Source organism: Nonomuraea sp. NPDC049684 (genome assembly GCF_044465345.1).
Lineage (GTDB): Bacteria > Actinomycetota > Actinomycetes > Streptosporangiales > Streptosporangiaceae > Nonomuraea.
On sequence record NZ_JBITLO010000005.1, the window covers coordinates 315,620 to 328,697 of the forward strand.

13 protein-coding genes are annotated in these 13,078 nt (G+C 69.8%); 6 read left to right on the forward strand and 7 right to left on the reverse strand.

Features of this window, described 5'->3' with window-relative positions:
* Nucleotides 1–9: 9 nt before the first annotated feature.
* The 6 genes from ACIBST_RS18645 to ACIBST_RS18670 form a co-directional block, all read right to left on the reverse strand.
* Complete coding sequence (locus tag ACIBST_RS18645) at nucleotides 10–666, reverse strand: hypothetical protein (protein ID WP_397173026.1); 657 nt, start codon at nucleotides 664–666, stop codon at nucleotides 10–12.
* Between the two features lie 60 nt (nucleotides 667–726).
* Nucleotides 727–1,650, reverse strand: a complete 924-nt coding sequence (locus ACIBST_RS18650; RefSeq protein ID WP_397173028.1) for an NAD-dependent epimerase/dehydratase family protein — start codon at nucleotides 1,648–1,650, stop codon at nucleotides 727–729.
* Between the two features lie 61 nt (nucleotides 1,651–1,711).
* Nucleotides 1,712–2,758 (reverse strand): 2-oxoacid:ferredoxin oxidoreductase subunit beta, encoded by a 1,047-nt coding sequence (locus ACIBST_RS18655; RefSeq protein WP_397173030.1) that lies wholly within the window; start codon nucleotides 2,756–2,758, stop codon nucleotides 1,712–1,714.
* Nucleotides 2,751–4,595, reverse strand: a complete 1,845-nt coding sequence (locus ACIBST_RS18660; protein ID WP_397173032.1) for a 2-oxoacid:acceptor oxidoreductase subunit alpha — start codon at nucleotides 4,593–4,595, stop codon at nucleotides 2,751–2,753. Before ACIBST_RS18660 ends, ACIBST_RS18655 begins: the two co-directional genes overlap by 8 nt.
* Nucleotides 4,596–4,715: 120 nt before the next feature.
* Nucleotides 4,716–4,805, reverse strand: a complete 90-nt coding sequence (locus ACIBST_RS18665) for a putative leader peptide (protein WP_352322479.1) — start codon at nucleotides 4,803–4,805, stop codon at nucleotides 4,716–4,718.
* Nucleotides 4,806–4,838: 33 nt separating this feature from the next.
* On the reverse strand, nucleotides 4,839–6,326 hold the full coding sequence (locus ACIBST_RS18670; RefSeq protein WP_397173034.1) for a polysaccharide deacetylase family protein: 1,488 nt from the start codon (nucleotides 6,324–6,326) through the stop codon (nucleotides 4,839–4,841).
* 85 nt (nucleotides 6,327–6,411) lie between these two features.
* On the opposite strand from ACIBST_RS18670, the gene ndhC reads away from it, so the two are divergent.
* From ndhC to ACIBST_RS18700, 6 genes are all read left to right on the forward strand, one after another.
* Nucleotides 6,412–6,783, forward strand: coding sequence for an NADH-quinone oxidoreductase subunit A (gene ndhC / locus ACIBST_RS18675; RefSeq protein ID WP_387678251.1), 372 nt, complete (start codon nucleotides 6,412–6,414; stop codon nucleotides 6,781–6,783).
* A gap of 44 nt (nucleotides 6,784–6,827) precedes the next feature.
* Complete coding sequence (locus tag ACIBST_RS18680) at nucleotides 6,828–7,973, forward strand: M48 family metallopeptidase (protein WP_397173036.1); 1,146 nt, start codon at nucleotides 6,828–6,830, stop codon at nucleotides 7,971–7,973.
* 86 nt (nucleotides 7,974–8,059) lie between these two features.
* Nucleotides 8,060–8,575 carry an NADH-quinone oxidoreductase subunit B gene (locus tag ACIBST_RS18685; RefSeq protein WP_397173038.1) on the forward strand — a complete coding sequence of 172 codons (516 nt, stop codon included), beginning with the start codon at nucleotides 8,060–8,062 and terminating at the stop codon, nucleotides 8,573–8,575.
* On the forward strand, nucleotides 8,572–9,114 hold the full coding sequence (locus tag ACIBST_RS18690; RefSeq protein ID WP_397173039.1) for an NADH-quinone oxidoreductase subunit C: 543 nt from the start codon (nucleotides 8,572–8,574) through the stop codon (nucleotides 9,112–9,114). Before ACIBST_RS18685 ends, ACIBST_RS18690 begins: the two co-directional genes overlap by 4 nt.
* Complete coding sequence (gene nuoH, locus ACIBST_RS18695; RefSeq protein WP_397173041.1) at nucleotides 9,107–10,048, forward strand: NADH-quinone oxidoreductase subunit NuoH; 942 nt, start codon at nucleotides 9,107–9,109, stop codon at nucleotides 10,046–10,048. Before ACIBST_RS18690 ends, nuoH begins: the two co-directional genes overlap by 8 nt.
* A gap of 79 nt (nucleotides 10,049–10,127) precedes the next feature.
* Complete coding sequence (locus ACIBST_RS18700) at nucleotides 10,128–11,072, forward strand: hypothetical protein (RefSeq protein WP_397173043.1); 945 nt, start codon at nucleotides 10,128–10,130, stop codon at nucleotides 11,070–11,072.
* Between the two features lie 576 nt (nucleotides 11,073–11,648).
* Here ACIBST_RS18700 and ACIBST_RS18705 read toward each other — a convergent pair.
* Nucleotides 11,649–12,884 (reverse strand): serine/threonine-protein kinase, encoded by a 1,236-nt coding sequence (locus ACIBST_RS18705; RefSeq protein WP_397173045.1) that lies wholly within the window; start codon nucleotides 12,882–12,884, stop codon nucleotides 11,649–11,651.
* Nucleotides 12,885–13,078: the final 194 nt, after the last annotated feature.

A 13,078-nucleotide genomic window follows, 5' to 3' on the forward strand; every position in this document is an offset into this window, starting at 1 on the left:
GCCCGGACGCTAGCTGCGGACCGCGATGACCGACTTCACCAGCCCGGCCAGCCGCTCGAAGCGCAGCCGCGACTTCGGGAAGTAGTGCCGCATCTCGGTCACGCTCAGCAGTTCGACCTCCATGGCGATCATCCGGGCGGCGTCCCGGTCGGAGGTCGGCGTGTGGACGAGCGGCCAGCGGCGCAGGATCGTCGTCCGCGCGGCGAGCGGCAGGAACTGGAAGCCGGGGAACAGGAAGTGCGGTTCGACCGGGAAGTACCGGTAGGGCGTCTGCACCCAGTGGCGGTCGGCCATCTCGTGCACGGTGTCGGCGAACCGCTGCCGGCGCTGGTGCCCGCCGACGTGCTCGATGACGGCGTTGGAGAAGACCAGGTCGTAGCGGGCGCCGCGGATCGCGGGCGGCAGGTCGCAGGCGTCGGCGACGTCGGCCCGCAGCCAGGACGGCAGGTCGGCGGGCGGCTGTTCGAGGTTGACGATGTGCACGTGCGCGGGCCTGACCGGGGCGCGCATCCAGGCCCCGGCCGTGCCGCCGAGGTCGAGGACGCTCATCCGGTCGAGGTCGGGGAAACGGGCGGCGAACCACTGCCACCTGCGTGCCCGCGCCTTGGCCCCCAGCGAGTCGGGAGCGTCCACGAAACGACTGCGCAGGGCGTTCAGGCGGCTCATAAAGGCGACTCCTCCGGCCGGAATAAGTAGCCCCATGCTCCCAGAATTTCGCCTGCCCGGCTAAGGACGCCTTTCTTCGTGACATTCTTGGGATGCGTACCAATTGACCGTCCGGCGCAACCCTTCGTCCAATTCCGTGGCAGGGCGCCAGCCGAGCCGGTCCGCCGCCGGGACGATGTCGGCGACCTGCGTGATGTCGTGCGGGCGGTCCGGCGCGGTGCCGAACTCGGGCCGGGTGCCCGCGCCCGTGATGCGGTAGAGCCGCTCGACGACCTCGTGGGCGGCGGTCCGTACGCCGGTGCCGACGTCGAGCGTGTGGCCGACCGCCTTGTCGGACTCGCCGGCCAGCACGAACGCGTCGACGACGTCGTCCACGTAGATCCAGTCGGCGAGCTTGGCGCCCTTGGTGAGCCGGGGACGTTCGCCGCGCAGCAGGCTGAGCGTCACGTACGGCACCAGCTTGGTGGTGTCGGGCTGGGCCGGGCCGTAGACCATGCTGGGACGCAGCACGGTGACGGGAAGGTCCCAGAGCCGGTGGTAGAGCCGCGCGTAGCCGGTGGCGGCCCACTTGGACATCGCGTACGCCGACGAGGGCGGCGCATGGTCGTTGCCCGGACGCGGCTCCTCGATCGAGCCGGTGAACACGGTCCGGACGCCGTGCTCGCGCGCGGCCGACAGCACGTTGACCGCGCCCACGACGTTGCTCTCCAGCGTGGCCCGGACGACCTCGTCGCCGCGCGACCCCGTGACCTCGCCGGCCAGGTGGAACAGCAGATCGGGGCGTACCGACCGGAACAGCCGCGCGGTGTCGCCGGCGTCGTCGAGCCGGGCCTGGTGCCAGATCTCCCCGTGGCGGGCGCGCTGGGGCCGCCGGCTGACCGTGTGCACCTGCGCGCCGAGCACGCGTAAGCGCGCGGCCAGGTGCGATCCGATGAACCCGGCCGCACCCGTCACCAGCACCACGGCCTCAGGCCAATACGACATCGTGGATTGACCTCCGTGGAAGATGGAGCCGTCGGGCCGACGGCTCCATCTAATACACGAACTAGCCGATGCGCCAGGTGTCTCCACCCATGAGCAGCTCGCTCAGGTCGCCGGGGCCCTTCTGCGCCACGGCCTCCTCCAGCTGGTCGGCCATGAGCACGTCGTAGGCCGGGCGGTCGACCTGGCGGAAGATGCCGATCGGCACGTGCTCGAAGGCCGGCTCGTCGAGCCTGCTGAGGGCGAAGGCCACCGACGGGTCGGGGTTGTGGGCGTCGTGCACGAGGATCTGCTCCTCGCTCACGCCGTCCCTGGCGACGACCTCGATGCCGCCGTTCGCGCCGCGCACGACGGCCTTGGACGCGCTCACGATCGGCTCGCCGTGCTCCAGGCGCAGCGTGATGTCGTCGCGGACCGCCGGGTCCTTGAGCTGCTCGAAGGCGTTGTCGTTGAAGATGTTGCAGTTCTGGTAGATCTCCACCAGCGACGTGCCGCGGTGGGCCGTGGCCTCGCGCAGCACCGACTGCAGGTGCTTGCGGTCGGAGTCGATCGTGCGGGCCACGAACGACGCCTCGGCGCCGATGGCCAGCGAGATCGGGTTGAACGGCTTGTCCAGCGAGCCCATCGGCGTCGACTTGGTGATCTTGCCGACCTCGGAGGTGGGCGAGTACTGGCCCTTGGTCAGACCGTAGATCCTGTTGTTGAACAGCAGGATGTTCAGGTTGACGTTGCGGCGCAGCGCGTGGATCAGGTGGTTGCCGCCGATCGACAGCGCGTCGCCGTCACCGGTGATCACCCACACCGACAGGTCGGGCCGCGAGGCGGCCAGGCCGGTCGCGATCGCGGGCGCGCGGCCGTGGATCGAGTGGAAGCCGTAGGTGTCGAGGTAGTACGGGAAGCGCGAGGAGCAGCCGATGCCGGAGACGAACACGATGTTCTCGCGCCGCAACCCCAGCTCGGGCAGGAAGCTCTGCACCGCGGCCAGGATCGCGTAGTCGCCGCAACCCGGGCACCAGCGCACCTCCTGGTCGGACTTGAAGTCCTTCAGCCCCTGCTTGACGTCGGTCTTGGGAACCAGGCTCAGGCCCTTCCCGTTCACCAGCTCAGTCACTGTCGATCACGTCCTGAATGACTCCGGCCAGCTCCTCGGCCTTGAACGGGAGCCCGCGCACGCGGTTGTAGCTGATCACGTCGACGAGGTAGCGGGCCCGCAGCAGCAGCGCGAGCTGGCCGAGGTTGATCTCGGGCAGCAGCACCTTGTCGTAGCTCTTGAGCACCTCGCCGGTGTTGGCCGGCAGCGGGTTGAGGTGGCGCAGGTGCGCCTGGGCGACCTTGCCGCCGTTGCGCCTGATGCGCCGCACGGCCGCCGCGATCGGCCCGTACGTCGAGCCCCAGCCGATGACCAGGACCTTGGCGTCGCCGTCGGGGTCGTCGACCTCCAGGTCGGGCACGTCGATCCCGGCGATCTTGGCGGCCCGGGTGCGGACCATCAGGTCGTGGTTGTCCGGGTCGTAGGAGATGTTGCCGGTGCCGTCGGCCTTCTCGATGCCGCCGATGCGGTGTTCGAGGCCGGGGGTGCCGGGGATGGCCCAGGGGCGGGCCAGCGTCTCGGTGTCACGCTTGAACGGCAGGAACTCGCCGCCCTCACCGTTGGGCTCGGTCGTAAATTCCTGCGAAATGTCGGGCAAGTCGGAAACTTCGGGCAGGCGCCACGGCTCCGAGCCGTTGGCCAGGTAGCCGTCCGAGAGCAACATGACCGGCGTGCGGTACTTGACCGCGATGCGGGCCGCCTCGACGGCCGCGTCGAAGCAGTCGCTCGGCGAGAGCGGCGCGACGATCGGCACCGGCGACTCGCCGTTGCGGCCGAACATGGCCATCAGCAGGTCGGTCTGCTCGGTCTTGGTCGGCATGCCCGTGCTGGGACCGGCGCGCTGGACGTCAACGATGATCAACGGCAGCTCGGTGGTGACCGCCAGGCCGACCGTCTCCGCCTTCAGCGCCACGCCGGGGCCGGAGGTGGTGGTCACGCCCAGCGCCCCGCCGAACGCGGCCCCCAGCGCCGCGCCGACGCCCGCGATCTCGTCCTCCGCCTGGAAGGTGCGGATGCCGAACCGCTTGTGCTTGGACAACTCGTGCAGGATGTCGCTGGCCGGCGTGATCGGGTACGAGCCCAGGAACAGCGGCAGCTTCGACTGCACGCTGGCCGCGATCAGCCCGTAGGCGAGGGCCTGGTTCCCGGAGATGTTGCGATAGACGCCGGGAGCCAGCCTGGCCGGCTTGACCTCGTAGGAGACCGAGAACGACTCGGTCGTCTCGCCGTAGTTCCAGCCCGCCTGGAAGGCCGCGATGTTCGCCTTGGCGATGTCGGGCTTCTTGGCGAACTTCTGCTGCAGGAACGAGATCGTCTGCTCGGTCGGCCGGTGGTAGAGCCACGACAGCAGGCCGAGGGCGAACATGTTCTTGGCGCGCTCGGCGTCCTTCTTCGAGATCTCGAAGCCTTCGAGCGCCTTGACCGTCAGCGAGGTCAGCGGCACCGCGTGCACGCGCCACTCGCTCAGGGAGTCGTCCTCCAGCGGGTTGGCCGCGTAGCCGACCTTCTGCAGGTTGCGCTTGGAGAACTCGTCGGTGTTGGCGATGATGTCGGCGCCGCGCGGCAGGTCGCCGAGGTTGGCCTTCAGCGCCGCCGGGTTCATGGCCACGAGCACGTTGGGCGCGTCGCCGGGGGTCAGGATGTCGTGGTCGGCGAAGTGGAGCTGGAAGCTCGACACGCCGGGCAGGGTTCCTGCGGGGGCGCGGATCTCGGCGGGGAAGTTGGGCAGCGTCGACAGGTCGTTGCCGAACTCCGCCGTCCCCGCGGTGAAGCGGTCGCCGGTGAGCTGCATGCCGTCGCCGGAGTCGCCGGCGAACCTGATGATCACGCGGTCGAGTTGCTGGACCTGCTTCGTCACAGCTCAGTCCTCCTCGACGCGCCAAGGCGCGGTTGCTTTGGGCGCGTTCTCTGTTTCCATGCTAGATCCTCGGAAGGTCACGCGTTTGCCAGCCGCGAAAGCGGGTAACGCGGTCGGAAGTCAGGGTGAGGCGGGAGAACGACGACACAGCCCTGACGCGAGCCTGCAGAGGTCTACATGCAGGCGTGCGAAGAGGACGGTTCGGGTCACGAGCGCCAATGATACGTCCCCCCAACACGTGTGCTACGTCAGGGGCTGCTTACGCGACTGCTGGTTCCCCGACTCGTACAGGCGTCCGGCGCGCATCGATGCGGAGCCGTACAACTCTGGAACGGTCACGAAGGTGTAACCCTTCCCGCTGAGTTCTTTCAGGATGCCCGGAATCGCGTCGATCGACTCGGGGTTGGTGTCGTGCATCAGGATGATCGCGCCCGGATGGGCCTTGCGCACGACGCGGTCGGTGATCTCCGAGGCCGTCGCGCCCGGCTCGTCCCTGGAGTTCACGTCCCAGCCGACCAGCGACAGGCCCAGGTCGCGGGCGACGTCGCGCACGTCCTTGCTGATCGCGCCGTAGGGCGGGCGGGCCAGCGTGGGCTCCTGCGCGATCGCCGCCCGGACGGCGTCGTCGGTACGCCGGAAGGAGTCGGCGATCTTGCTGGTCGCCTGCTTGGACAGGTCCCGGTGCGACCAGGAGTGGTTGCCGACCAGGTGGCCTTCGGCGCTCATCCGGCGCAGCAGGCCCGGCTGGGCGACGGCGTTCGTCCCGACGGCGAAGAAGGTGGCCCGCGCCTTGCCCGCGGCCAGCAGGTCGAGCAGCCGCCCGGTGCGCGGCCCCGGCCCGTCGTCGAACGTCAGCGCCACGCACTTGGTCCTGGCGCAGTTCACGCTCCCGGCCTGGTTGCTGGACGCCTCGGGGCTCGCCGTCGGCCCCGTCTTCGGCGTCGTCGTCGGCCCGGCCGGAGGGGCGCTGCGGGCGGCCTCCCGCACGCTCTCCTGCGCCCGGCGGCCCAGCTCGGACAGCAGCGGCGCGACCCGTCCGGCCTGGACGGCCACCGCGACCCGGCCGAGCGAGCACGGCCCGACCTGGCAGTCGTCGAACTCGACCACCAGGTCACCGCTGCGGTTGAAGGCCATGGAGTCGAACTGGCCGGGGTCGGCCCGCACGCCGTCCCGCTCGACCTGCGGCCCGCGTCCCTTGAGCTGCTCCTTGACCAGCACCGCGAGCCGGTCCAGCGCCTGCGTCCCGCCCAGCAGCGCCGTGGACCCGCCCGCCTTGCCGGTACGCGGGTCGAACCAGAAGGTACGAGTGGAGTTGCCCCAGCTCGCGCCCAGGAACTCGCCGGTGCGCAGCCGTACCGCGACGGCCTCCGGGGAACGGGCGGCGAGCTGCCAGTCCACGTTCAGCTCCGGACGCGGGTAGTCGCCGTTGACGCTCTTGGCGGCCCGGAAGTCCCGCAGCTGCCGCTCGGCGTCGGCGCGCAGCGCGCGGTTGAGGCCCGGCGCGTCGGCCAGTTCCGGGTAGCTGATGTGCACGTATCTGCTGTGGTCGTCGTCCTCGTTCGTGATGGTCGCGGTGGACAGGCCGACGACTGTCGCGGGGTCGACGAAGTCGATCGCGGTCGGCTCTGCCGGGACCAGCACGTCCCGCTCGGGTGCGGCGGCGGCCAGCCCGCAGCCCCCGGCCGAGAGGGCCAGCAGAGCGATTCCAGCAAAGAATCGCGTTTGATGCATGTCTGTCAGGGTATGTGGGGGATCTTACCTTTTGCCCCGTCTTGGGGTTATGGGGTCTGAGGTTTGACTGGGTTACGATCACGTCATGGAGGGCTACTTCGGGTCCTACGTGCTGGTCGCCGCGCTGCTCGCGATCGGTGTCGCCATCGTCGCCGGGGCCCTCATGGCCAACCGGCTCCTGCGGCCCACCAGGCCGACCCCCGAGAAGCTGACCACCTACGAATGCGGCGTCGACCCCGTCGGCGACGGCTGGGCGCAGTCGCAGGTCCGCTACTACGTCTTCACCTATCTCTACGTCGTCTTCGCCGTCGACGCCGTCTTCCTCTTCCCGTGGGCCACGATCTTCGACGCGCCCGGCTACGGGGTCACGACGCTGGTGGAGATGTTCGTGTTCCTCGGCTTCATCGCCCTCGGCATCCTGTACGCCTGGCGCAAACGCGTCCTGTCCTGGACGTAGATCACCCTTGACGTTCTCGTGCCGCCTCGGCACATTTGTCTGCCGTGTCCAGCACCGGCAAGGGATGGGCGGCGCGCCGGCAGGCGGCCGTGATCCACGGCCTCCACCGTGACGTGATGCGCGCCGCCCGCGAAGGAGACGCCGCTCGGGCGGGCGGATCGGCCGGGGCCGCGCGGGCGGCCGGTTACGCGCTCGCCGCGCTGGTCCATCTGCTCCCGTTCGCCTTCCTCGTCCTCGGCGGCTACCTGGTGACCAGGTTCACCCTGCTCAGCGTGCCGTTTGGGGTGATCGCGCTCGACGTCGCCTGGTTGCTGCGTCCCCGCGTCATGGGCGTCCCGGGCGGAGCCGAGACCCTCACCCGGAAGAACGCCCCGCGCCTGTACGAGCTGATCGACCGGATCGGCGCGGAGGTCGGCGCGCCGCCCACCGACCTCGTAGTGCTCAGCGGCGTCCCGAACGCCGCCTTCGCCACGTACGGCTGGCGCAGACGCCGCCTGGTGGAGATCGGTTACCCCCTCTGGATGCTGCTGACCCCGGCCGAACGCGTGTCGGTGATCGCCCACGAGATGGCCCACTCGCGCAACGGCGACGCCAGGCACGGGCTTGTCGTGGGCGGCGCGCTGTACTCGCTGGACGAGCTGCGGGAGGTGACCCGGTTCTGCTGGCAGCCGGGCGACGGCCTGTCCCGGCTGGCCGCCGAATGCCTGCTCGCGGTCGTCGGGCTGCCGGTGCGGGGGCTCATCCTCGTCCTGGAGCTGATGGTCCACCGGTCGTCGCAGCGGGCCGAGTACCGCGCCGACGCCATCCAGGCCCGCGTCGGCGGGACCGAGGCGGCGCTCTCCTCGATGGACGCCGTGCGCACGCGGGTCGTGCCCGCCGACCGGTTCCTGGAGGCGCAGACCCTCGCGGTGGGCCGGCAGGACCTGTGGGCGGAGCTGCGGGCCCACGTCGCCGGCATCTCTGAGGCGGAGATCGAACGGCTGTGCGCGGAAGCCGGGCTGGACGAACTACGGGTGGACAGGACGCACCCGCCCACGCACCTGCGGAAGGAGCATCTGGCGGCGCTGCCGTACGCGGAGGCGCGGGTGCTGGCGGAGGCCATGGAGGAGATCGAGGAGGAGCTGGCGCGGCCGGCCGAACGCGTGGCGCTCGGCCTCAAGGAAGACGTCCAGTCGGCTCTGTACCGCTGAGCAAGCCGCCGGCCGCCGCGGGCGCGTCCTTTGCCTGACCTGCGATTCGCGCAAGAATGGGCGACATGGCAGCAACGGATCTCCCGATGCCCACCGTCGGACCTGTCTCCAGGCTCGCGCCCAAACCCATGCGGTTCGTGCTCAACTGGGGGCGGCGCTATTCGCTGTGGGTGTTCAACTTCGGGCTGGCCTGCTGCGCCATCGAGTTCATCGCGACCTCCATGAGCAGGCACGACTTCATCCGGTTCGGGGTCATCCCGTTCGCCAACGGCCCCCGTCAGGCCGACCTGATGATCGTCTCCGGCACGGTCACCGACAAGATGGCCCCCGCCGTGAAGCGCCTCTACGAGCAGATGCCCGACCCCAAGTACGTGATCTCCTTCGGCGCCTGCTCCAACACCGGCGGCCCCTACTGGGACTCCTACTGCGTGACCAACGGCGTCGACCAGATCATCCCCGTCGACGTCTACGTGCCCGGCTGCCCGCCCCGTCCCGAGGCGCTGCTCTACGGGATCATGAAGCTCCAGGAGAAGATCGCGGGGGAGAAGCTCAGCGACCGCTACGTCTGGTCCCGCTCCCACGGCTCCGAGGACGAGGCGTGAACGCCGCCGTCGCCGCCCGGTTCGGCGAGCGCGCCGAGATCAGCGAGTCCTACGGCGAGACCACGGTCGACGTCGCCCCCGCCGACTGGATCGAGCTGCTGACCTTCGCCCGCGACGACCTCGGCCACGCCTTCTTCGACTGGCTGACCGGCGTGGACGAGCCGCCCGACGCCTTCGTCGTCGTCGCCCACGTCTACAACCCGGACGCCCGCGAGCGGCTGCTGCTGCGCACCCGCGTGCCGCGCGCCGACCCGCGCCTGCCCTCCGCCGTCGGCGTCTACCGGGGGGCGAACTGGTACGAGCGCGAGACGTACGAGATGTTCGGGGTGATCTTCGAGGAGCACCCCCACCTGGTGCCGCTGCTCCTGCCCGACGGCTTCGAGGGCCATCCGCTGCGCAAGGACTTCGTGCTGGCCGCCCGCGTGGCCAAGCCGTGGCCGGGCGCCAAGGAGCCGGGCGAGTCAGGGCATGGCGCCCCGAGCCGCCGCAAGACGCTTCCGCCCGGAGTACCGGCCGATTGGGGTCCGCCTGATGCTTGAAGTGGTGCTGAGCTTCGTCGTCATCCTCGTCGTGTTCCTGGTGCTGCCGCTGATCGTCGGCCAGACCGAGCACAAGGTCATGGCCCACATGCAGTCGAGGCTCGGCCCCATGTACGCCGGCGGCTTCCACGGCTGGGCGCAGCTCATCGCCGACGGCGTGAAGTTCATGCAGAAGGAGGACGTCATCCCGGCCGCGGCCGACCGCCGCGTCTTCATGATCGCGCCGGGCGTGGCGCTGGTCCCGTACCTGCTCGTGCTGATCGTCATTCCGCTCGACCGCGGCCTGGTCGCCGTCGACCTCGATCTCGGGCTGTTCTTCGTGCTCGCCGTCATGGGCGTCGGGGTGCTCGGCGCGATCATGGCGGGGTGGGCGTCGGCCAACAAGTATTCGGTGCTCGGCGGCATGCGCGCGGCCGCCCAGCTCATGTCGTACGAGCTGCCGCTGGTGCTGGCGGCCTCGTCCGTGGCGATGGCGGCGGGCACGCTGTCGATGCCCGGCATCGTCGAGGCGTGGCAGTGGTGGTGGCTGCCCTGGCAGGCGATCGGCGGCGTGGTGTTCTTCGTGGCGGGGCTGGCCGAGTTGCGCCGTCCGCCGTTCGACATGCCGATCGCCGAGTCCGAGATCATCATGGGCCCGATGACCGAGTACACCGGCATGCGTTTCGCCCTGTTCATGCTCTCCGAGTACGTCGGGATCGTCGTCCTGTCCTTCCTGACCACCGTGCTCTTCCTGGGCGGCTGGCACGGGCCGTTCCTGCCCGGCTGGATCTGGACCCTGATCAAGGTGTTCGCGCTGGCGTTCGTGGTGATCTGGCTGCGCGTCACCTTTCCGCGGCTGCGTGAGGACCAGCTCCAGAAGCTCGCCTGGGCCGGACTGGTGCCGCTGGCGCTCGTGCAGCTAGCGCTCACCGGAGTGGTGAAGGTTCTCATCTGAGCTTCGTCCCGACGGAAACTTTATGCCGCGCTTATCCGTCGTATCCGGCATAGGGGGCCCCAAATGAAGGGGACGATTCGTGAACGCGCAAATCCTGCCCGTCGCGGGTGCGATGAAAGGCGCCCGCTGCCCGAAAGTCAGCCTCACCTCCGACGGCCGCACCTTGACCGTCACCGACGAAGCCAGGGGCCGTTCCACGACCCTGTCGCCCGCGTCGCTCTACCGTTACGACTATTCGACGGACGGCTCCGGGAAGAGGTCGCGCTTCCTGAGAGGGGTCGCCGCCCTCGACCCCGACGGGCTCGTCCTGCTGGACCTCCCCGGCGACTGGGACCCACCCCACCTGCGGGACTTCGCCGCCAAGGCCGGCATCCCGCTCCGCGACGGCCGGGACGACAGCTCCGGACGGGCGCGCCGGATCCTCGCCGCCCGCGCCCCCGGCTGGGAACGCATCCGCGGAATTCCGGCGCCTCGGACGGCCCGATGGGACATGGCGCTGGGGGTGTGCGCGGGAATCGCCGGGCTGGCGTTGATGGTGTATCTGGGGGCTGCCGGAATGTGGGGCGCCTGGCGCGGCTTCTCGACCGTCGGCCATTTCCTGACGGACCTGATCCATGCCAAATGGCTGGTGGTGGCTTTCAGTCCCGCACTGCTCGTAGTACGGCCTGTGCTGGGCGGGGTGCATCGGTGGCAGGAGAGGCGTGGTCTGGTCGTGGGGCTGCCTGGAGGGCCGTACCTGCGGATGAAGTCGTCCCGGACGCTGTCGGTGTACCGCCGTTCGGAGGTCGTCGCCGAACTTCCGGTCGAACCGGGCAGCAGCCTCCTCCGGTACCGCCACGACGACCTGTGCGGCGTCCTCCTCCTCGACCCCGCAGGGAACCCCCTGCTCCACCTGCCCGGCCGCTGGCCCCCGGCTTCGCTCCACCGCTTCACCGAACGGCACGGGCTGGGGCTGGCGATGCACCGGGTCTCGCGCGAGGAATACCTCACCCTCACCACCCACTCCCCCCAAGCCTTCCCCTGACCGTTCCCCCGTCGCGCCGCCCTCCCGAACCCTCCGGCCAGACCACGACGGCCCTCCCCACTCCACTGTTCCCATCCTTTTGGATAGGCGGTGACCGCTTTCGTCGTACGGCGCCTCGGAGTGGGATGACCCGCTTCGAGCCCTCCTGACCCGGTTGGACAGGCCCGCCGCGGGCGGTCGTGGTCACGTCCGTGAACGGCCGGTGAGTGGTCGATGGGTCGGCGGCGGCCACCCGTCCGCCGCCGTGCAGCGGCCACCACTGGCCTCCGGCGGTACGAGGGCGATCGTTGGCCTGCGGTCGTACGGCGGCGGCCACTGGTCTGTGGATGGTTGGCGGTGGCTCTTGGTCGGCCACCGGTCTTCGGTGGCTGGGCGGCGATCGTCGGTCCGCGGTTGTACGGCGGCGGCCACTGGCCTTCGGTGGTGTTGCGGCGATCACCGGTTCGCGGTCGTTCGGTGGAGTTACCAGTGGGTGGTCGCTCGGTCGCAGCCACCGGTGGGCGATGGGTGAGCGGTGGTCAGCCGTCTGTGGTCGGTTGCGTGGCAGTTGCCAGCCTGTACGGGGGCGATCGGCCGTTAGTGGACGATTGCGACCATCACGTCCGAAGCCGAAGGGCGTTCCTCGGGGCGTTTGTTCAGGCATGCCCCGACCACGCCGCGCAAGGCGGGCGGCAGCGGCGACAGGTCCGGATGGAACGTGAGCACCCGGTTGAAGACGGCAGGCACGGTGTCCTCGCCGAACGCAGGACGCCCGGTGGCCGCGAACATCATCGTCACCGCCCAGCTGAACACGTCGGACGCCGGCCCCACAGGCTCCCCGGTCAGCTGCTCCGGCGACATGTACGGCGGCGTCCCCACCATCTTCCCGGACGTCATGGTCATCCGGTCGAGCGCCCTGGCGATCCCGAAGTCGATCACCCGCGGCCCGTCGTGCCCGATCAGGACGTTGCTCGGCTTGAAGTCACGATGCACCACCCCGGCCTTGTGGATGGCCGCCAGCGCTCCGGCTGTGGATAACGCCAGCCGCGTCAGGCCGTCCTCGTCGCGGGGCCCGTGGCGCCGTACGAGTTGCTCCAGCGACGGCCCCTCCACGTACTCCGAGACGATGTACGCGTGCTGCCCGTTGATGTTCACATCGAGCACCCGAGCTGTGGAGAACGTGGCGACCCGCCGAGCCGCGTCCACCTCCCGCGCGAACCGGGTGCGGGCCGTCTCGTCGACCAGGTCGTGCAGCACCTTGACCGCCACCCGCGCCCCGTTGGGCGCCATGGCCAGGTAGACGGCGCCCTGCCCGCCGCGCCCGAGCTGGTGCAGCACCCGGTAGTGCCCGATCCACTCCGGCTGCCCGCGATGCTGCTGATGGGTGGGGGCCGTGGTCCGTTGATGCAGGTCGGCGGGCCGGTGCTGCGGCCCGGGCGTCTGGGCGGGGGCGTGCATGGGCGCCTGCGTGCGTACGGTGGCCTGCGCGTGCACCGGCGGCCGGTGGCGCGCCCGCGCCATCGCCGGCACCAGGACGGCCGAATGGGCGATCCCGCCGATCCAGGCGATCACGAACCCGAACGAGATCAAAGTCGACATCGGCTCGGGGATGTTGTCGAAGTCCTCGTACAGCATGATGGCGATGACGAACGAGCCGATCAGGACCAGGTAGACGCAGGCCCCGATGGCCTGCCAGGTGCTCCGCAGCCAGAATGCCGCGAACCCGATCGTGAACGGGGTCGCCAGCCCGCACGAGATGAGGGCCAGGCTGGCCCACCCGATGGCGGCCGCCCACGCCCCGCTGCTGGGACGGACCGGATGGCTGTACGGCATGGCCGAGAGACTATCGCCATGCAGTCGTTCATATCGGACAGTCATCCAGCCTGTGGATAACTTCCACCGAACCTGTGGACGGCTGTGGAAAAACTGGGGACAACGGTCTTGGCTCATTCACCTCCGCCGCCAAGTACGTCATGATGTTGAACCATGGCGCGGATACCGGGAGTCGGACTGGCGAAAGGGTTGTC

What these genes read in the sequence shown, in the direction of transcription:
- ndhC (WP_387678251.1), top strand. Translation starts at nt 6,412, where the DNA reads ATGGAGGGCTACTTCGGGTCCTACGTGCTGGTCGCCGCGCTGCTCGCG.
- ACIBST_RS18650 (WP_397173028.1), bottom strand. Translation starts at nt 1,650, where the DNA reads ATGTCGTATTGGCCTGAGGCCGTGGTGCTGGTGACGGGTGCGGCCGGG.
- ACIBST_RS18685 (WP_397173038.1), top strand. Translation starts at nt 8,060, where the DNA reads ATGCCCACCGTCGGACCTGTCTCCAGGCTCGCGCCCAAACCCATGCGG.
- ACIBST_RS18705 (WP_397173045.1), bottom strand. Translation starts at nt 12,884, where the DNA reads ATGCCGTACAGCCATCCGGTCCGTCCCAGCAGCGGGGCGTGGGCGGCC.
- nuoH (WP_397173041.1), top strand. Translation starts at nt 9,107, where the DNA reads ATGCTTGAAGTGGTGCTGAGCTTCGTCGTCATCCTCGTCGTGTTCCTG.
- ACIBST_RS18670 (WP_397173034.1), bottom strand. Translation starts at nt 6,326, where the DNA reads ATGCATCAAACGCGATTCTTTGCTGGAATCGCTCTGCTGGCCCTCTCG.
- ACIBST_RS18645 (WP_397173026.1), bottom strand. Translation starts at nt 666, where the DNA reads ATGAGCCGCCTGAACGCCCTGCGCAGTCGTTTCGTGGACGCTCCCGAC.